The following is a 17,719-nucleotide window of genomic DNA, read 5'->3' on the forward strand; positions in this document are numbered from 1 at the left end:
GAGGTCTCAAAGAACAGCTAAAGAAAGGGCGCACGTTGTCGGCTCGCGACCAGCTCCTAGTCGTCATCGACCCGGTCGCCCGGCGCACGGACGGTGAGTCGGTACGGATCGCGAAGGACGTGCTCGGCGCGGGTGCGGCGGTCCGCATCTGCCTGCCCGAGGGGCCCGAGGACTTTATGAAAGCGCTGGCCAGGAGGGGTGCGCGACGGCTCGTGGTGGTCGGCGACGACCGGGCGCTGCTGCGGGCGGTGGGAGCGCTGCACCGGGAGCGGGATCTCGGCGGCAGCGCGCTCTCGGTCGTTCCCGTGGGCGCGGCGCAGTCGCTCGCGCGGGCGCTCGGGGTGCCTGCCGGGGCGGTGGCGGCGGCGCGGGCGGTCCTGGAGGGCGCCGAGCGGCGGCTCGATCTGCTGGTGGACGACAGCGACGGAGTGGTCCTCGGGGACCTGCGGATTCCGCCGGTGGGGAGCGGCGACGCGGGCGCCGGGGCCGCCGCGGAGGGCGGCGGCGACGGCCACGCCTGGCTCCGCACCTGCCAGTCCTTCGTCCGCACCCTCGCCACGCGGCCCTCGCGGGTGGCGGCGGCGCCCGGTCCCGCGCCCGCCCGGCTGCGGGTGGAGGCGGACGGGGTCACGCTGGTCGACCTGGACCAGCCGGTGCAGGGGGTGCGGGTGACCGCGGGGGACGGGGGCGGTCTCGCGCAGGTGGAGGTCCGGCCGACCTCGGTGGGTGCGGAGGCGGCGCCGCTGCGGGTGCGGGCGCGGACGGTGACGGTGTCCGGCGCGGACTTCCGCTACCGCGCGGACGCGGTGGTGGCGGGCCCGGTGCGCACCCGGACCTGGACGGTCCGGCCGCGGGCCTGGGGTCTTACGCTGCCGCGCTGACCACGCCCCGGCCGCCCCGGCCGCGCCGCCGTCCCGTCACGTCCCTTCGCCGCCGAAGAGCTCTTCCCTGCGGACCCGCCAGCGGTCCATCATCCCGGCCAGCTCGACCTCCACGAACTCGAAGAACGCCAGGGTCTCCGAGAGGCGGCGGCCCGCGGGGGAGTCCGGGCCGAGGTTGGCCACACCGTCCCTGAGGGCGCTCTCCCAGCGCTTGAGCACGCCGTCGCGGTTGCCCAGCGCCTCGTACCACTGGTTGCTGTGCACCCGGAACAGGTCACGCCGCGTCCCCGGCTCCCGCTCCCGGTTCACCATGTGCTGCTGGGTCAGGTAGCGCACCGCCCCGGAGACCGCCGCCGGGCTGACCCGCAGGCGTTCGCCCAGTTCCGCCGAGGTGAGCGCGCCGGAGTCGGAGGCGAGGAGAGCCGCGAAGATCCGGGCCGGCATCCGCGGCATGCCCGCCTCGACCAGCTGTGCGGCGAAGTGCTCCACGAAGCGGGAGACGGTCTCCTCGTCACGCCGCTCCCGCGCGTCCTGGGTCTCGTCCGTCGTCATCTGTCGATCATCTCCCCTGCCCTCTCCCCCGCTGTCCCCGGTGCTCGCGAGTTTATACGCTTCCTTAACTTCACAAATTTGTGAAAGAAGCGTACGTTCAGAAACATGACGAAGGCAATCACCGTCTCCGGACTGCACAAGTCGTTCGGCAAGACGCACGCGCTGGACGGCCTCGACCTGGACGTCGAGACCGGTGAGGTGCACGGCTTCCTCGGCCCGAACGGCGCCGGGAAGTCCACCACCATCCGGGTCCTGCTCGGCCTGCTCCGCGCCGACGCCGGCGCGGCCCAGCTGCTCGGCGGGGACCCGTGGCACGACGCCGTCGACCTGCACCGCCGCATCGCGTACGTACCGGGCGACGTCACCCTGTGGCGCAACCTCTCCGGGGGCGAAGTCATCGACCTGTACGGGAAGTTGCGAGGCGGGCTCGACCGGGCGCGCCGCGCCGACCTCGTCGAGCGGTTCGAACTCGACCCCACCAAGAAGGGACGCACGTACTCCAAGGGCAACCGGCAGAAGGTCGCCCTCGTCGCCGCCTTCGCCTCGGACGTCGACCTGCTGATCCTCGACGAACCGACCTCCGGACTCGACCCGTTGATGGAGGAGGTCTTCCAGAGCTGCGTCGAGGAGGAGCGGGACCGCGGGCGGACCGTGCTGCTCTCCTCGCACATCCTCAGCGAGGTCGAGTCGCTCTGCGACCGCGTCAGCATCATCAGGAAGGGCGCGACCGTCGAGAGCGGCTCGCTGGCCGACCTGCGCCACCTGACGCGGACCAGCGTCACCGCCGAACTCGCGGGCGCGCCCGACGGGTTGTCCGGCCTGCCGGGCGTCCACGACCTCGACGTACAGGGACACCGCGTCAAGCTGCAGGTCGACACCGACAAGCTGGACGCCGTCCTCAGGTCGCTGACCGCGTCCGGCGTCCGGTCGCTGACCAGCACTCCGCCCACCCTGGAGGAGCTGTTCCTGCGGCACTACCAGGACGACGTGCGTGAGGCGGCGATGGCACGATGACCGCCGTCACCTTCGCACCGCGCGGGGGCGGGGCACGTCAACTCGCCGGTTCCGGGCAGCTGTTGCGGCTCGCCCTGCGGCGCGACCGGGTCATGATGCCCGTCTGGATCCTGATCGTCTCCGGCCTGGTCCTCGCCATGCCCGGCTCCCTCGAAGGCATCTACGGCACCGCCGCCGAGCGCGCCGACGCCATGGAGTCGATGAACTCCAACTCCTCGATGCGCGCCATGTACGGGCCGGTCTTCGGGGACTCCGTCGGGGGCCTGACCGCCTGGCGCATCGGCTGCTACGCGGGCGTCCTCGCCGCCGTCATGAGCCTCGTCATCGTCGTACGGCACACCCGCGAGGAGGAGGAGACCGGGCGCCAGGAGATGCTCTCCGCCTCCGTGGTGGGACGGCGGGCGCCGCTCACCGCCGCGCTGTCCGCCGCGCTCGTCGCCGACGCGGGGGCCGGCCTCCTGATCGTCCTCGGCATGGCCGGGCAGGGCGCGGGCGGCGCGCTCGCGCTGGGGCTCGGCGTCGCGGGCGTCGGGATGCTGTTCGCCACCATGGCCGCCATCGCCGCCCAGCTCACCGAGAGCGCGCGGCTCGCCAAGGGGATCACGGCCGGGGTGCTCGGCGCGGCGTTCGTGCTGCGGGCCGCGGGCGACGCGGGGACGACCGGGGGTTCGTCGCCGCTGACCTGGCTCTCGCCGCTCGGGTGGCAGGAGAACCTGCGGGCCTACGCCGGTGAGCGGTGGTGGGTGCTGTCCCTGCTCGCCGCGGCGATCGTGGCCCAGGGCATCGTCGCCTACGCGCTGGCGGGGCGGCGCGACGTCGGGATGAGCTTCCTGCCCACCCGGCCCGGACCCGCGCACGGCGGGCTCGCCACGGCGGGCGCCCTCGCCTGGCGGCTCCAGCGGGGCAGCGTGTTCGGCTGGACGGCCGGATTCCTGCTCGCCGGGATCGTGTTCGGCGGCATGGCGTCCGGCGCGGCCGACGTCGTCGGCGACAACGAGAGCACCCGCGACATCATCCGGCGGATGGGCGGTCAGTCCGGCCTCACGGACGCCTTCCTCGCCACCATCACGGGGCTGTTCGGCATGATGGCCGCGCTCTACATCGTGACGTCCGTGCTGCGGCTGCACGGCGAGGAGACCTCGCAGCGCGCCGAGCCGGTCCTCGCGGGCGCCGTCGGGCGGCTGCGCTGGGCGGCCGGGCACCTCGTCATCGCGTTCGGCGGTGCGGTGCCGCTCCTCGCGGTCGCGGGGGTCGGCATGGCCGTCGGGCACGGCGCGGACGCGGCCGCCGTGGTGGGCGCGTGCCTCGCGCAGCTGCCCGCGGTGTGGGCGCTCGGCGGGCTCGCGGTGCTGCTCGCCTGCGCGTACCCGAAGGGGGCCGTGGCGTCCTGGGCCGTGGTCGGGGTCTGCCTGGCGATCGGCTGGATCGGCCCGGCGCTCGATCTGCCCCAGGCGGTCATGGACCTCTCCCCCTTCGGCCACCTCCCGAAGCTGCCGGGGGCCGAGATGTCCTGGGCCCCGCTGCTCGTGCTCACGCTGATCGCCGCGGCGCTGGTCGGCGCGGGGCTCGCGGGGCTGCGGCGCCGGGACATGATCAGCTGACGACCAGCAGTTCGGTCAGGCCCCTGATCACGAAGTTGGGCCTGCGCCCGGGCTCCGCGGCGAGACTCAGCCGCGGGGCCCTGCGCAGCAACGCGCCCAGGGACGCGGCGAGTTCGATGCGGGCCAGCGGGGCGCCGATGCAGTAGTGGATGCCCGCGCTGAAGGAGATGTGCGGGTTGTCGCGGCGGGCGAGGTCCAGTTCGGCGGGGCGCGCGAAGACCGCGGGGTCGTGATTGGCGGAGCCGAAGAGGAGGGCCAGCTCGGAGCCCCGGGGGATGACCTGTCCGTCGATCTCGATGTCGTCCAGGACCCAGCGCTCGAAGAGCTGGAGCGGGGTGTCGTAGCGCATCAGCTCCTCCACGGCCGTGGGGATCAGACCCGCGGGATCGGCGCGCAGGGCCGCCAGTTGGGCGGGGTTGCGGAACAGCGCGTACCAGCCGTTGACCGTGGCGTTCACCGTCGCCTCGTGGCCCGCGTTCAGGAGCAGGACGCAGGTCGAGATCATCTCCTGCTCGCTGAGCGACTCGCCGCCGTCGTACGCCGCGATCAGGCCAGAGATCAGGTCGTCGCCCGGCTTCGCGCGCCGGGCCGCGATCAACTCCCGCAGATACGCGGTGAATTCGAGCGAGGCGCGGACCGCGGCCGCGGCCGTCCCCTCGGACGGGTTCAGCTCGTACATCCCGCAGATCGCCGCCGACCAGGGACGCAGCAGGCCCCTGTCCCCCTCCGGGATGCCCAGCATCTCGGCGATCACCGCCACCGGGAGCGGTTCGGCGACGCGGGCCGCGAGGTCGCCGCCGCCGTCCTCCACCAGCTCGCACGCCAGCCGGTCCGCCAACTCCTCGACGTACGGGCGCAGCCGCTCGACCGTGCGGGGCGTGAACGCCTTCGACACGAGGCGGCGGATGCGGGGATGGGTGGGCGGCTCCAGGTCGAGCATGCCGTTGTCGTTGAGGACGTGGAACGGCTCGTGCTCGGGCGGCGGGGCCTGCCGCCCGAACTCCTCGTGGGTGAAGCGGTGCAGATAGGTGCGGCCGAGGCGGCGGTCGCGCAGCAGGGTCGAGACGTCGGCGTGGTGGGGGATGAGCCACTGGTCGCTGGGGGCGTAGTGGTGGACTCGTCCCGCCTCGCGCAGTCGCGCGTACGCCGGGTAAGGGTCGGCGACGAAATCCGGTACCGAGGGGGCGAAGACCGCGGAGACGTCGAAGGCTGCGTCCATGGCGTGACGCTAGCCCCGACCAACGTGACGTGACCAGCCCCGCTCACCCCGGCGTGACCAGCCTCGCCTCGTACGCGAACACCGCCGCCTGCGTGCGGTCCCGCAGGCCCAGTTTCACCAGGACCCGGCTGACGTGCGTCTTGATCGTGGACTCGGCGACCACGAGCCGTGAGGCGATCTCCGCGTTCGACAGGCCCTGCGCGATCAGCACGAGCACCTCCGTCTCGCGCTCGGTGAGCTCGCCGTACTGCTGCGCCTGGACCGCCGCCGAGAGCCGCGGCGTCTCCGCGAGCCGGGAGAACTCCGTGATCAGGCGGCGCGTCACCGTCGGCGCGAGCAGCGCCTCGCCGGACGCCACCACCCGTACGCCGTCGGCCAGTTGGCGTGCCGACGCGTCCTTGAGGAGGAAGCCGGACGCCCCCGCGCGCAGCGCCTGGTAGACGTACTCGTCCAGGTCGAAGGTGGTCAGGACGAGCACCTTCGAGTCGCCGTCGGACGCCACGATCTCGCGGGTCGCCTCGATGCCGTTCAGCTCCGGCATGCGGATGTCCATCAGGACGACGTCGGGGGCGAGTTCGCGGACCCGCCGGACCGCCTCGCGGCCGTTGACGGCCTCTCCGACGACCTCGATGTCGGGCATCGCATTGAGCAGCACGGAGAACCCTTCGCGGACCATCATCTGGTCGTCCGCGATCAGGACGCGGATCGTCATGCGATGTCCTCCCCCGCCGGGTCGAGGCGGTCCGCGTGCGGGACCGGCAGGAAGACCGTGACCTCGTAGCCGCCCTCGGCCGTGGCCTCCGCCGTCATCTCGCCGTCCAGCATCGTGACGCGCTCGCGCATGCCGGTGATGCCGTGCCCGGCTCCGGGCGAGGGCTTGACCAGGCCGGTCGCCGGGCCGTTGACGACGCGCAGGCCGAGGCCGCCGAGGACGTAGCCGACCTCGACGCGGGCCGGGGCGCCCGGCGCGTGGCGCAGGCTGTTGCTGAGCGCCTCCTGCACGATGCGGTACGCGGATAGCTCCACGCCCTGCGGCAGCTCCCGCACCGCTCCGGTGACCACCTTGTCGACGGTCAGGCCCGCCTCGCGGACGTTGTCCAGGAGCCGGTCGAGGTCGGCGAGGGTGGGCTGCGGGGCGTCGGGCGCCTCGTAGTCCTCGGCCCGCACGACGCCGAGGACGCGGCGCAGCTCGGTCAGCGCGGACACCGCGTTCTCGCGGATCGTCACGAACGCCTGCTCCAGCTCGGGCGGCGGGTTCTCCACGCGGTAGGGCGCGGCCTCGGCCTGGATGGCGACCACGGACATGTGGTGGGCGACCACGTCGTGCAGCTCGCGGGCGATGTTCGTGCGCTCCTCCAGGAGCGTGCGCTTGTCGCGCTCGATGGCGGTGACGGTGCGCTGCACGGTGACCTCGCGCTGCGCCTCGCGGCGGACGTGCACCACCGTGGTGACCAGGAGCGCCAGCGCGGAGAAGAAGAGCATCTGCGGGGCGTCCGTGCCGCTGCCGCCGATCAGCACCTGGGCGGCCACCGAGTACGCCCCCGTGCCGACCCACATCCACAGCGCGGTGTGCGGTCCCGTCCGCGCCGCCGCCACGACCATCACCACGATGTGCGCGAAGAAGGCGGGCGGCCCCCACGGCCAGCCGTCCCAGCTGTTGCCGAGCGCCATGGTGACCGGGGTGGAGAGCAGCGAGACCCAGTAGGCGCCGACCGGCCTGACCAGTGTCATCAGGACGGTGACCGCGGGGATGAACCCCGTCATGGCGTACGCGAGCTCGTTGCCGACGCCGCCCACGCCGAGGGCGATGAGCAGGGTGATCAGAGCGGCGGACACCACCAGGGCGTGGCGGCTCCAGACCGCGTAGCGGCGTATCCGCTCGGGCAGACGGCTGGTCAGCGGGCCCAGCGTCTGCCTGGGCCGCAGGGGGCGGTAGTCGAAGGCGTCGTGGAACAGCGCCTTGCGCATGCCCCCGAAGGCGTCCATCACGAGGTGGTACTCGGGGCTTCTGCCGCCCCGGGCCTTGAGCTGTTCAGTCGTCTCGGTCACGTCTACGACGGTACGGGGGCGCCGCCGCTCGGTCGTCCGCAGTGAGGGGGGTTCCGGGGGGTCCGTCCCAGGTACTACTTGAGTGTGGCTGAGCGCGCCCGCGCGGCGGAGCCGCATATGTCACAGCCCCGCGCCCCTTCGGGGGCTCGGAGGCTCGGCCTTGAAAGCTCAGGTACCCGACGGCCTCACCACCCCCGACTCGTACGCGAACACCGCCGCCTGTGTGCGGTCGCGCAGGCCCAGTTTCACCAGGATGCGGCCCACGTGCGTCTTCACGGTCTGCTCGGCGACCACGAGGTGCGCCGCTATCTCCGCGTTCGACAGGCCCTGCGCGATCAGCGCCAGGACCTCCGTCTCGCGCTCGGTGAGCTCTCCGACACGGGATGTGAGCGGGCCGCGCGGGCCGCCGCCGTCCAGGCGCGCGAACTCGGCGATGAGCCGCCGCGTGATGCCGGGCGCGAGCAGCGCGTCGCCCGCGGCCACCACCCGTACCGCCTCGGCGAGCTGGGCCGCCGACGCGTCCTTGAGGAGGAACCCGGAGGCGCCCGCGCGCAGCGCCTCGTACACGTACTCGTCGAGGTCGAAGGTGGTCAGGACCAGGACCTTCGCCTCGGACCGCTCGGCGGTGACGCGGCGGGTGGCCTCGATGCCGCTCAGTTCGGGCATGCGGATGTCCATCAGGACCACGTCGGGCAAGAGTTCGGCGACCTGGGCGACAGCGTCCTCGCCGTCGACGGCCTGGCCGATCACCTCGATGTCCGGCTCCGCGTTCAGCAGGACGGAGAAGCCCTGCCTGACCATGACCTGATCGTCGGCGATCAGAACCCGGATCGTCATGCCTTGTGCTCTCCGTTCGTCGGCAGGAAGTTCGTCGGCAGGAAGGCGGACACCTCATAGCCGCCGTCCGGTGTGGGCCCGGCGGCGAGGTCGCCGCCGAGCATGGCCGTGCGCTCGCGCATACCGAGCAGGCCGTGGCCGGTCCCCGGTGAGGGCGGGGCCTCGGTGTGCGCGGCGGTGTTGGTGACACGGACGCGCAGCCCGGAGCGCGCGTGCGCGAGGTCGACCCGCACCGTCGAGCCCGGCGCGTGCCGGATGGCGTTGCTGAGCGCCTCCTGCACGATGCGGTACGCCGACAGGTCCACGCCGGGCGGCAGCGGGCGCGGCTCCCCCGCCGTCTCGCAGCGGACGGTCAGGCCTGCCGCGCGCGCGTTGTCGACGAGGGCGCCGAGGCGCTCCAGGGTGGGCAGCGGTGAGCGCGGCGCGGTCTCGGGGTCCTCGGGGTTCTCCGAGCGCAGGACGCCGAGGACGCGGCGCAGTTCGGTGAGCGCCTCCAGGGCGTTCTCCCGGATGCCCGCGAGGTTCTCCCTGAGCGCCTCGGGCGGGTCCTCGACCAGGTGCGGCGCGACCTGCGCCTGGATGGAGATCACGGACATGTGGTGGGCGACCACGTCGTGCAGCTCGCGGGCGATGCGGCCGCGCTCCTCCAGGAGCGTGCGGCGGGCCCGCTCCTCGGCGGTCAGCGTCTCCTGCTCGACGAGCCGGGTGCGGGCCTCGCGGCGCCCGCGCAGGGCGATGCCGATCAGGGTGAGGGCGCCGAACAGGACGACCGCCACGGGCATCGTGTTGTCGTACGAGGACGGGGCGCGCCAGAAGTGGAGCAGTGGAAGCGCTCCGGAGCTGAGCACGAGGGCGGCCACCGCGCCCCCGGTCGGCAGGCGCAGCGCGAGCAGCAGCGTGATCACGGCGTGCGCGACGAGACCGGGCCCGCCCCAGGGCCAGGACTCGGGCGGGGGCTTGGGCCAGGAGCCGGACGGACCCTCCGCGGTGATCCGCCCCGTCGAGCAGAGAGCCGCCACGGCCGTCGACACCAAGGACAGCCACCAGGCGGGGGCCGGCCGCCACAGGGCGAGGACCATGGCCGCGCCCTGCCCGAGGGCGAGCGGCACGCCGAGCGCGAAGCCGAGGCCGTAGCGCTGCGGGAACTGGTCGAGGTTGCCGAAGAACGCGGCGATGCCGAGCAGCACGACCACGAGGTGCGGCAGCCACCGCAGCGGCCGCGGCTTCGCGAGCGGCGGCAGCGGCATGGCCCGCCAGGTCACCAGGTCCTCGCGGACCGCGCTCAGACCGGACAGCGGGAAGGAAACGAAGGCCTTCCCTCCACCGCGCCCGCGGCCGCGCCCGGAGCCCTCGTCGCCGTCACCCACCAGCCCCTCCCCACGATCACGCCCGAAGCCCTCGTCACCGCCACGCCCGAAGCCCCCTCCACCAGCACGCCCCGAACCCCTCCCGCCCCCGCGCCCGCGGCCCCCGCTCTCCGCAAGATCGATCTCAGGCACGCCGCACCGCCTTCGTTTTCGCGCCCCCGCGCCGCGCCCGCACCACCAGGGACCCTCCCCGGCTCTTTCCCCTGCCCCCTTGCTCGTACGTCCGAAAGGCCGTCCAGCACACCGCGAGTCCCAGCGCGAAGACCGGCAGCCAGGCGAGGCGGGCGAGCACCCAGGCGAGGCTGTCCGGCGCCGTGTGCAGTCCGGGCAGCGGAGGACCCGCGAGCAGGCCGAGCGCGGTGACCGCCATCAGCGCCGTCTGGTGCCAGAGGAAGACCGTCATCGCGGAGAGGTTCGCGAGGGCCACGGCCGTCCACGCCGCGGGCCCGCGCATCCACCGGGCGAGCGGCTCCCGCAGGAGCAGCGCCAGGCCGCACTGGGCGAGGCCGAACGCGACGGCCGCCAGGGTGGGCGGGGCGAGGTTCGACACCGCCTCGCCGGGGACGCCGACCATCGAGGCGGGGTAGCCGGCCCACAGGATCAGCCCCGCGGTCGCCGCCGCGCCGCCCGCCAGCAGCACCACGCCGGATCGCCGCGTCAGCTCGCCCCGCGCCCAGGCGGCGCCCAGCGTGTACGGGACGAGCCAGCCCGCCGCGAGGTTGACCCAGCCGAGCCAGGCGGGGCCGCCGAAGCCGAACCGTATGAGGTCCACATGGAGGACGACCGCCAGCGGCCACAGCGGGTTGAGCCGCCGCACCAGCGGGGTGGCCGCGGTGAGGGCGGCGAAGACCAGCAGGAACCACAGCGGGGACAGCGCCAGTGTGACCAGCGCGTGGACGGTGCCCGGGTCCGCGCCCGAGACGACCAGGCCCGCGGCGACGGCGGCCCACAGGCCGAGCACCGCCGCGACCGGCCGGAAGAGGCGGCCGAGCCGGGCCGCGAGCCACGCGCCGTGGCCGATGCCGCGCTCGCGTGCCAGGGCGTGGCTCCTCGCCGCCACGTGCCCGCCCACCAGGAAGAACACGGCGAGCGTCTGGAAGATCCAGGAGATCGGCGCGAGCCACGGCATGTGCCGCAGCGGGCTCGCCCCGTGCAGCGCGCCGCCCTGCGCCACCAGGGCGGTGACGAGCCAGTGCCCGCCCACCACGCCGAGGATCGCGAAGGCCCGCAGGGCGTGGACCGCGCGGTCCCGGTCGGGCGGTGTGGCGGCGTCGACACGCCTGACGAGCGCGGACAGGTGACGCTGACGCTCACGCATGAGTGCCCTCCGGTTCGTCGCCGCGCACGATCCGTGCGAGGTTGTCGAGCGATGTGGAACCCGGCTTCAGGTAGTCGCCGTGGCCGCCGTCGCCCGCCGCGAAGACGCGGGCGCCGAAGCCGCGGGAGACCGGGTCGGTGCCGAAGCCGACCGTCGTGCCGAAGAGGTCGGCGCTGGTGTGCGGCACGTCGGCGATCCAGTCGTCGGCGCCGCGGCCCGCCCAGATCCGGGCCGGGGTGTTCAGGTCGGCGGCCTTGTCGACGCCCGTTCCGGGGCTGCCGTAGAACGCGATGTCGGCGACGGCGAGGCCGCGCGGGCCCGAGGCGGCACCGGCGCACACCACCGAGCCGTACGAATGGCAGAGCAGGGCCACACGCGCGTGGGCGTTGACGCCGCGCAGGTCGGCCACGAAGGAGCGCAGCGCGGGCGCCGCCCGGTCCGCCCGGCCCGTGGTCAGCACGGCGGGGCTGACCGTGCCCGGCGTCTCGTAGCCGAGCCAGGCCACGACGGCCGCGCGCGGGCCGAGCTCCTTCAGCAGCGCGAGGGCGCCCGCGCGGAACCTGCCGTACGAGTCGAGGGACGTGTCCGAGCCCGGCACCAGGACGGCGACGCTGTCCGCGCCCGCCAGGTCGCCGAACACCTCGGCGGTGCGGCCCGCGCCCCGCCCGTCGAAGGCGAGGAAGTGCCGCTCGGGCGAGGCCATGGCGCGCAGTGCGGCGGCGCGGTCCCCCGCTCCGTACCGCTCGGCCATGGCGGCGGCCTCGTGGGCGTTCGCGCGGTTCGCGGCGTAGGCGTCGGTCAGGGTCGATGCCGTGACATGGCCGAGCACGGCGGGGGCGGGCGCCGGGATCTCGGGGCGCGCGGCGCCCGACAGCGGGACCACCACGGCGGCGGCGACACCGAACGCCGACAGAGTGCGGCGCAGCCGCCCGGCCCGGATCCTCATCGCGGCCCTCCCTTCCGTCTCCGCGCGGGCCGGTGCTCCGACTCGCGTCCACGGAAGGAAAGTTATGGATCAGGCTCTGTCGCTCACATCACACTGGGGTATACAGCTGACCTGTAGCTCTCAGGTATTACGGGTAGCCCCTGGGGCACCTCCTACGGGTATCCCTGGGTCGACCTCCCAGAGGTCAGAACGCCAACTGCGCGATCTCCTCGGCGACCACCGCGCACGCGTCCGCCGCCGGATCGATCAGCGGGAAGTGCCCCACGTCCTCAAGGAGCGTCAGCCCGACGACCTCGCCCGCCTTCGCCGCGGCGTCGGCGTACGCCTCGGCCACGGCATGCGGCACGACGATGTCGGTACGGCCCTGCACCACGGTCGTGGCGATGCCCGTCGGCAGCAGCGCGGCCGGATCGGCGTACGGCAGACGCTCCTCGAACCTGTCCGCGCCGCCCAGGAGTTGCGCCGACGCGCCGCCGCAGACCTCCAGGTCCTCGGCGACACGGAAGTCCGCGATCGGCGCGAGCGCGACGACGCCGCGCAGCGGGGCCGGGCGTTCGGTGCGCCAGGGCGCGTCGGCGGGCAGCAGGTGCCGCGCGGCCGCCCACAGCGCGAGGTGGCCGCCCGCGGAGTGCCCGGTGACGACGGTGCGGCGCGGGTCGGCCGACGGCAGGGCCTCCCGTACCAGCGAGGGCAGCGCGTCGAACGCGGCGGCCACGTCGTCGAACGTCTCCGGCCAGCGCCCGGCCACCGGGCCCGCGCCGCCCTGTGCGGGAATCGAACTGCCCCTGCGGTACTCGACGTTGGCCACCGCGAAGCCGCGGCGCGCGAGGAAGTCCGCGAACGGCGTGATGTGCTGCCGGTCGTACGGCGCGCGCCAGGCGCCGCCGTGCAGCACGACGACGAGGGGCACGGGCCCCGGTCCTTCACCCCCGGAGGCGTGGAACTCGTCACCCCTGGGGGCGTAGAAGTCGACGACCTGGTCGGGGTGTTCGCCGTACGCGGCAGTGGCGTCCGGCTTCACGGCGGGATGCGAGAAGGCGGCGTCGGCCTCGGCGGCATCGCGGGCCACGGCGGCGTCGTCCGGCATGCGGCAACCTCTCAACAGCGGTACGTCAGGCGGGGCTGCCCCCGCTCTTCCGTGGTGCGGAAAAGCGGGAGCAAGATCCGCCGGACGGTATCAGGCCAGCGTGCGTGCGAGGACACGGGCCGCACGCTCGGCGTCGGCGAAGGAAACGTACAGCGGTGTGAATCCGAAGCGCAGTACGTCCGGCGCGCGGAAGTCGCCGACCACGCCCTGCTCGATGAGGCTCTTCATCACGTCGCCCGCGCCGTCACAGCGCAGCGCGACCTGGCTGCCGCGCTCGGCGTGCGCCACCGGGGTGAGCGACTCCACCCGTCCCTCGGGCACGTACGCCTCGACGCACCGCAGGAAGAAGTCGGTCAGGGCAAGGGACTTGGCGCGCACCGCCTCGACGGAGACGCCGTCCCAGACGTCGAGCGCCGCCTCCAGGGCGAGCATCGACAGGATGTCCGGGGTGCCGACGCGGCCGCGCGGCGCGCCGTCCGCCGCCTCGAACTCCGGCCGCATGGCGAAGGGTTCGGCGTGCGAGTTCCAGCCGGGCAGCGGGGAGTCGAAGCGGTCCTGCAGCCCTTCGCGTACGTAGAGGTAGGCGGGCGAACCCGGGCCGCCGTTCAGGTACTTGTAGGTGCAGCCCACCGCGAGGTCCACGCCGTGCGCGTCCAGGCCGACGGGCAGGGCGCCCGCCGTGTGGCACAGGTCCCAGACGGCGAGGGCGCCCGACGCCTGGATCGCCGCCGTCAGGCCCGGCAGGTCGTGCAGGCGTCCGGTGCGGTAGTCGGCGTGGTTGAGGAGCACGGCGGCGGTGCGCCCGCCGACGACGCCGGGTACGTCGGCGGGGGCCACCGGAATCAGACGGCACCCGGTCAGGCGTGCCGCCGACTGCGCGATGTACCCGTCCGTGGGGAAGGTCGTGGCGTCAACGACGATCTCGTCGCGCCCCTCGTCCGAGTGTCCGGAGTCCGTGCGTCCGGGGTCCGCGGAGTTCCCGCCGCGCGCCATCCGTACCGCCGCGACCAGCGCCTTGAAGACGTTCACGCTGGTCGAGTCGCCGACCACGATCCGGCCCCGCGCGGCGCCGACCAGCGGGGCGATGCGGTCGCCGATGCGCTCGGGCGCGGTCCACCAGCCGCTCTCGTCCCAGGAGCGGATGCGGAGCTTGCCCCACTCGTGGGTCATCACCTCGGCGAGGCGCGCCGGTACGTGGGCGGGCAGGGCACCCAGCGAGTTGCCGTCGAGGTAGACCGTGTCGTCAAGAACGAACTCCTCGCGCTTGCGCCGCAGTTCGTCCGCCGCGTCGAGCTTCTCCGCCCGGGCTCGCAGCTCCTGCCCGAGAACAGGCTCAGACATGGCTCCTCGCAGTCCACAGCTCGGGGAACACGTTCTTCGTCGCGCGCTTCTCCAGCCAGGCCACACCGGCGGAGCCGCCCGTGCCCGTCTTGGAGCCCATGGCGCGGCGGGTGGCGACCAGGTGGTCGTTGCGCCATCGCCAGACCAGCTCGCCGACGTCCGTCAACGTCTCGCCGAGGCGGGCCAGTTCGCTGCTCTCGTCGCCGGAGTAGAGCTCCGTCCAGACGGCCTCGACCTCGGGCGAAGGCTCGTACTTCCGGGAGAGGTCGCGCTCCAGGACGGCGGCGGGAACGGCGTACCCGCGCCGGGAGAGGAGCCGCAGCACCTCGTCGTACAGGCTCGGCTCCTGCAGGGCCTTCTCCAGCTCCGCGTGGACGCGGGGCGCGCCGCGGTGCGGGACCAGCATGGACGCGGACTTCTCGCCGAGCAGGAACTCCATGCGGCGGTACATCGCCGACTGGAAGCCGGAGCCCTCGCCGAGCGCGCCACGGTAGGAGTTGAACTGTGCGGGCGTGAGCTGGGCGAGCGGGCGCCAGGAGGCGTTCAGGGCCTCCAGTTCGCGCAGGCTGCGCTTGAGCGCGGCCACCGCGACGGGGATGTCGTCGCGCCGCAGGGCGTGCGCGGCGGTCTCCCACTCGTGGACGATCACCGTGAACCACAGCTCCATGACCTGGGTGGTGACCAGGAAGACCATCTCGCCGGGGTCGTCCGAGCGGGGGTGCTGGAGGTGGGTGAGGACGTCCGCCTGGACGTAGTCCTCGTAGGGGGTGGTGCCGGCGAAGTCGAGGTTGGGGCTCTCGGCCTGCTGCCGCGACTCGGCGGGCACCTCGCGCGCGTCGGTGGACGCCTCATGCGCCTGTGGGGACATCGCTGTCTCCTCGATACGTACTCCGGGTAGCGGTCCGCCCCTACCGGTACCGGCACGGGGGCCCCGGTCCCCACCGGAATCTTCTGCAACTTTCCCCGAAACGGCAAGGCATGACCTTCCCGGAACAGGACCTAAAGCAGAACACTGCTGTCAGGCCTCAGATCGCAGGCCTCAGGTCGCAGGCCTCAGATCGCAGGCCTCAGGCCTCAGACCTCAGGCCTCAGGCCTTGGCCCGGCGGCGCTCCCTGCAGGCGCGCAGATGGGCGGCGTTCCCGCAGCCGCGCACGGAGTGCCAGACGCCGCTGTTGTTGCGGGAGCGGTCATAGAAGGCGACGGCGCAGGCTTCGTTGCGGCAGATCTTCAGGCGGCGCCAGACTCCGGAGGTCTGGGCGAGCAGCCCCTCGGCGAGGACCGCGGAGGCCAGCCAGCGGGCGCCCGCGCCCTCCGGCTCCACGGTCAGGCAGCCGTCGCCGCCGAGCGCGACCACGACGGGCGCCGAGGTGAAGCGCACCGCGTCCCCGCCCCCGTCCCCCGCGCCGAGCGCCCGCCGCAGCTGGTCGCGGAGGCAGCGCAGCTTGGGCAGGTCGTCGGCCGTCAGGGCCAGCCGCACGTCACCCCGCCCCGTCTCCACCGCCCACCCGCGCACGGCCGGGTCGGCCCACTCCTGGGCACGGTCCAGCGCTCCGTCGGCCAGCAGGTCGGGCAGGTCGGCGGAGGCGGGGTGGCCGGCGGGCGCGGTGTTCAGGAGGTCCTGGACGAGGGCGAGGCCGCCGGGCGCGGGGGTCAGACAGTGGCGCTCGGTCGCTGGCCAGTTCATGCCGTTCAAGGTACCTGTTCGGGGCCCGCCCTTTAAGTGACATCACCAAAAGACTTACAGTGCTGTCAGGCATGCTGCCGAAGAGAAGCACCGAGAGCTCAGGAGAGCGCATGGAAGCCACGGAAACGACGACGTCACGAGCCGCGGGGATCCTCGGCCGCCCCCTCGACATCAACGGCCTCACCCTGCGCAACCGCATCGCCATGGCCCCCATGACCCGCGAGTTCTCCCCGGGCGGCGTGCCGGGCGCCGACGTGGCGGAGTACTACGCGCGCCGTGCCGCGGGCGGCGTCGGCCTCATCGTCACCGAGGGCACGTACGTCGACCACGCGTCGGCCGGCAGCAGCCACCGCGTCCCGCACTTCCACGGCGACGCGGCGCTCGCGGGCTGGCGGAAGGTCGCCGAGGCCGTGCACGCGGCGGGCGGCCGCATCGTCCCGCAGCTGTGGCACGTCGGCGCCACCCGCAACGAGGGCGACGGACCCTTCACCGACGCGCCCCCGGCAGGCCCCTCCGGCCTCGGCCTGGACGGCTCCCCGAAGGGCCACGCGCTCACCTCCGCCGACATCGACGAGGTCGTCGCGGCCTTCGCCCGCGCCGCGGCCGACGCCGAGCGGATCGGCTTCGACGGCGTCGAACTGCACGGCGCGCACGGCTACTTGATCGACCAGTTCTTCTGGGGCCGCACCAACCGCCGCACCGACGGCTACGGCGGCGACCTCGCCTCCCGCGCCCGCTTCGCCAGGGAGATCGTCGAAGCGGTGCGCGGGGCGGTCTCGCCGGACTTCCCCGTGATCCTCCGCCTCTCCCAGTGGAAGGCGAACGCCTACGACGAGAAGCTGGCCGCGGACCCGGCCGAACTGGACGCCCTGCTCGCGCCGTTGGCGGCCGCGGGCGTCGACGCCTTCCACGCGTCCACGCGCCGCTACTGGCTGCCGGAGTTCGAGGGCGACGACCTGAACCTCGCGGGCTGGGTCAAGAAGCTCACCGGCAAGGCCGCGCTGTCCGTCGGCTCGGTCGGCCTCGACAAGGAGTTCGGCATGCAGAGCTTCTCCACGGAGACCTCGTCCACCACCGGCATCGACCTGCTCCTCGACCGCATGGAGCGGGACGAGTTCGACGTGATCGCCGTCGGCCGTGCGTTGATCGCCGACGCGGAGTGGGCGGACAAGGCGCTCGGTGACCGCCTCGACGAGGCGACGCCTTATGACGCGGGGATGCTGCGTTCTTTGCGTTGACGGTCGTCCGCGGACCTGCTGTGGCTGGTCGCGCAGTTCCCCGCGCCCCCGACGGGGCGCAGCCCCCGTGACAAGGGCCCCCGGCGTGGCAACACCCCGGGGGCCCTTCATGCTCAGCCCAGCGTCTCCGCCGCCGTCTGCGACGAGTCCCGCAGGAAGCCCGCGCAGCGCTCGTACTCCTCCTGCTCGCCGATCGCCTGCGCCGCCCGCGCCAGGGCGTGCAGCGCGCGCAGGAAGCCGCGGTTGGGCTCGTGCTCCCACGGCACCGGGCCGTGGCCCTTCCAGCCGCTGCGGCGCAGGGCGTCCAGGCCTCGGTGGTAGCCGGTGCGGGCGTACGCGTACGACTCGACGACGCTGCCGCGCTCGTACGCCTCGTCGGCGAGACGGGCCCAGGCGAGCGAGGACGTCGGGTACTTGGCGGCGACATCGGCGGCAGCCGTGCCGCCCGCGAGCAGCTCGCGCGGCTCCGGGTCGTCGGGCAGGTGGGTCGGGGGCGGTCCCCCGAGCAGATCCTTGTGAATGGCCATGGGTGCAAGTCTGCTCCATACGCGTACGGGCCCGGCACCCAGGGAAGGGGTGCCGGG

The 17,719-nt window shown here is 73.6% G+C and carries 17 protein-coding genes; 4 read left to right on the top strand and 13 right to left on the bottom strand.

Features of this window, described 5'->3' with window-relative positions; translation table 11 throughout:
• Positions 1 to 35: 35 nt before the first annotated feature.
• Positions 36 to 881, top strand: a complete 846-nt coding sequence (locus tag ACZ4D5_RS10065) for a diacylglycerol kinase family protein (protein ID WP_467771870.1) — start codon at positions 36 to 38, stop codon at positions 879 to 881.
• Between the two features lie 36 nt (positions 882 to 917).
• Here the strand turns inward: ACZ4D5_RS10065 and ACZ4D5_RS10070 are convergent, their stop codons facing one another.
• Positions 918 to 1,433, bottom strand: a complete 516-nt coding sequence (locus ACZ4D5_RS10070; protein ID WP_467771871.1) for a GbsR/MarR family transcriptional regulator — start codon at positions 1,431 to 1,433, stop codon at positions 918 to 920.
• 105 nt (positions 1,434 to 1,538) lie between these two features.
• Here ACZ4D5_RS10070 and ACZ4D5_RS10075 point away from each other — a divergent pair, with 105 nt between their 5' ends.
• Both ACZ4D5_RS10075 and ACZ4D5_RS10080 read left to right on the top strand, forming a co-directional pair.
• Positions 1,539 to 2,447, top strand: a complete 909-nt coding sequence (locus ACZ4D5_RS10075; RefSeq protein WP_467771872.1) for an ABC transporter ATP-binding protein — start codon at positions 1,539 to 1,541, stop codon at positions 2,445 to 2,447.
• Positions 2,444 to 4,048, top strand: a complete 1,605-nt coding sequence (locus ACZ4D5_RS10080; RefSeq protein ID WP_467771873.1) for an ABC transporter permease — start codon at positions 2,444 to 2,446, stop codon at positions 4,046 to 4,048. Before ACZ4D5_RS10075 ends, ACZ4D5_RS10080 begins: the two co-directional genes overlap by 4 nt.
• On the opposite strand, the gene ACZ4D5_RS10085 is transcribed toward ACZ4D5_RS10080, so the two are convergent.
• From ACZ4D5_RS10085 to ACZ4D5_RS10135, 11 genes are all read right to left on the bottom strand, one after another.
• Entirely contained in the window at positions 4,041 to 5,267 is a 1,227-nt protein-coding gene (locus ACZ4D5_RS10085; RefSeq protein WP_467771874.1) for a cytochrome P450, read from the bottom strand. The genes ACZ4D5_RS10080 and ACZ4D5_RS10085 overlap by 8 nt on opposite strands.
• Before the next feature lie 43 nt (positions 5,268 to 5,310).
• On the bottom strand, positions 5,311 to 5,979 hold the full coding sequence (locus tag ACZ4D5_RS10090) for a response regulator (RefSeq protein ID WP_467771875.1): 669 nt from the start codon (positions 5,977 to 5,979) through the stop codon (positions 5,311 to 5,313).
• Complete coding sequence (locus ACZ4D5_RS10095) at positions 5,976 to 7,316, bottom strand: sensor histidine kinase (protein WP_467771876.1); 1,341 nt, start codon at positions 7,314 to 7,316, stop codon at positions 5,976 to 5,978. Before ACZ4D5_RS10095 ends, ACZ4D5_RS10090 begins: the two co-directional genes overlap by 4 nt.
• A 168-nt stretch (positions 7,317 to 7,484) precedes the next feature.
• Entirely contained in the window at positions 7,485 to 8,153 is a 669-nt protein-coding gene (locus ACZ4D5_RS10100; RefSeq protein WP_467771877.1) for a response regulator, read from the bottom strand.
• A complete protein-coding gene (locus ACZ4D5_RS10105; RefSeq protein WP_467771878.1) occupies positions 8,150 to 9,520 on the bottom strand; it encodes a sensor histidine kinase in 1,371 nt (456 codons plus the stop codon). The genes ACZ4D5_RS10100 and ACZ4D5_RS10105 overlap by 4 nt, the downstream gene beginning before the upstream one ends.
• 124 nt (positions 9,521 to 9,644) lie before the next feature.
• Positions 9,645 to 10,838 carry an acyltransferase family protein gene (locus ACZ4D5_RS10110; protein ID WP_467771879.1) on the bottom strand — a complete coding sequence of 398 codons (1,194 nt, stop codon included), beginning with the start codon at positions 10,836 to 10,838 and terminating at the stop codon, positions 9,645 to 9,647.
• Positions 10,831 to 11,784, bottom strand: coding sequence for an alpha/beta hydrolase (locus ACZ4D5_RS10115; RefSeq protein WP_467771880.1), 954 nt, complete (start codon positions 11,782 to 11,784; stop codon positions 10,831 to 10,833). Before ACZ4D5_RS10115 ends, ACZ4D5_RS10110 begins: the two co-directional genes overlap by 8 nt.
• A gap of 184 nt (positions 11,785 to 11,968) precedes the next feature.
• Positions 11,969 to 12,871 (bottom strand): alpha/beta hydrolase family protein, encoded by a 903-nt coding sequence (locus tag ACZ4D5_RS10120; RefSeq protein WP_467771881.1) that lies wholly within the window; start codon positions 12,869 to 12,871, stop codon positions 11,969 to 11,971.
• A gap of 90 nt (positions 12,872 to 12,961) precedes the next feature.
• Complete coding sequence (kynU, locus tag ACZ4D5_RS10125) at positions 12,962 to 14,212, bottom strand: kynureninase (RefSeq protein ID WP_467771882.1); 1,251 nt, start codon at positions 14,210 to 14,212, stop codon at positions 12,962 to 12,964.
• Positions 14,205 to 15,080, bottom strand: coding sequence for a tryptophan 2,3-dioxygenase family protein (locus tag ACZ4D5_RS10130; protein WP_467771883.1), 876 nt, complete (start codon positions 15,078 to 15,080; stop codon positions 14,205 to 14,207). The genes kynU and ACZ4D5_RS10130 overlap by 8 nt, the downstream gene beginning before the upstream one ends.
• 220 nt (positions 15,081 to 15,300) lie before the next feature.
• Positions 15,301 to 15,897 carry a CGNR zinc finger domain-containing protein gene (locus tag ACZ4D5_RS10135; protein ID WP_467771884.1) on the bottom strand — a complete coding sequence of 199 codons (597 nt, stop codon included), beginning with the start codon at positions 15,895 to 15,897 and terminating at the stop codon, positions 15,301 to 15,303.
• Between the two features lie 110 nt (positions 15,898 to 16,007).
• On the opposite strand from ACZ4D5_RS10135, the gene ACZ4D5_RS10140 reads away from it, so the two are divergent.
• Positions 16,008 to 17,135 carry an NADH:flavin oxidoreductase gene (locus tag ACZ4D5_RS10140; RefSeq protein WP_467771885.1) on the top strand — a complete coding sequence of 376 codons (1,128 nt, stop codon included), beginning with the start codon at positions 16,008 to 16,010 and terminating at the stop codon, positions 17,133 to 17,135.
• A 113-nt stretch (positions 17,136 to 17,248) separates the two neighbouring features.
• On the opposite strand, the gene ACZ4D5_RS10145 is transcribed toward ACZ4D5_RS10140, so the two are convergent.
• Positions 17,249 to 17,662, bottom strand: coding sequence for a DUF3151 domain-containing protein (locus ACZ4D5_RS10145; protein WP_467771886.1), 414 nt, complete (start codon positions 17,660 to 17,662; stop codon positions 17,249 to 17,251).
• Positions 17,663 to 17,719: the final 57 nt, after the last annotated feature.

The sequence above is a fragment of the Streptomyces sp. NPDC025651 genome (genome assembly GCF_055558735.1).

What these genes read in the sequence shown, in the direction of transcription:
- ACZ4D5_RS10120 (WP_467771881.1), bottom strand. Translation starts at nt 12,871, where the DNA reads ATGCCGGACGACGCCGCCGTGGCCCGCGATGCCGCCGAGGCCGACGCC.
- ACZ4D5_RS10140 (WP_467771885.1), top strand. Translation starts at nt 16,008, where the DNA reads ATGGAAGCCACGGAAACGACGACGTCACGAGCCGCGGGGATCCTCGGC.
- ACZ4D5_RS10075 (WP_467771872.1), top strand. Translation starts at nt 1,539, where the DNA reads ATGACGAAGGCAATCACCGTCTCCGGACTGCACAAGTCGTTCGGCAAG.
- ACZ4D5_RS10070 (WP_467771871.1), bottom strand. Translation starts at nt 1,433, where the DNA reads ATGACGACGGACGAGACCCAGGACGCGCGGGAGCGGCGTGACGAGGAG.
- ACZ4D5_RS10145 (WP_467771886.1), bottom strand. Translation starts at nt 17,662, where the DNA reads ATGGCCATTCACAAGGATCTGCTCGGGGGACCGCCCCCGACCCACCTG.
- ACZ4D5_RS10110 (WP_467771879.1), bottom strand. Translation starts at nt 10,838, where the DNA reads ATGCGTGAGCGTCAGCGTCACCTGTCCGCGCTCGTCAGGCGTGTCGAC.
- ACZ4D5_RS10080 (WP_467771873.1), top strand. Translation starts at nt 2,444, where the DNA reads ATGACCGCCGTCACCTTCGCACCGCGCGGGGGCGGGGCACGTCAACTC.
- ACZ4D5_RS10130 (WP_467771883.1), bottom strand. Translation starts at nt 15,080, where the DNA reads ATGTCCCCACAGGCGCATGAGGCGTCCACCGACGCGCGCGAGGTGCCC.
- ACZ4D5_RS10135 (WP_467771884.1), bottom strand. Translation starts at nt 15,897, where the DNA reads ATGAACTGGCCAGCGACCGAGCGCCACTGTCTGACCCCCGCGCCCGGC.
- kynU (WP_467771882.1), bottom strand. Translation starts at nt 14,212, where the DNA reads ATGTCTGAGCCTGTTCTCGGGCAGGAGCTGCGAGCCCGGGCGGAGAAG.
- ACZ4D5_RS10115 (WP_467771880.1), bottom strand. Translation starts at nt 11,784, where the DNA reads ATGAGGATCCGGGCCGGGCGGCTGCGCCGCACTCTGTCGGCGTTCGGT.
- ACZ4D5_RS10085 (WP_467771874.1), bottom strand. Translation starts at nt 5,267, where the DNA reads ATGGACGCAGCCTTCGACGTCTCCGCGGTCTTCGCCCCCTCGGTACCG.
- ACZ4D5_RS10090 (WP_467771875.1), bottom strand. Translation starts at nt 5,979, where the DNA reads ATGACGATCCGCGTCCTGATCGCGGACGACCAGATGATGGTCCGCGAA.
- ACZ4D5_RS10100 (WP_467771877.1), bottom strand. Translation starts at nt 8,153, where the DNA reads ATGACGATCCGGGTTCTGATCGCCGACGATCAGGTCATGGTCAGGCAG.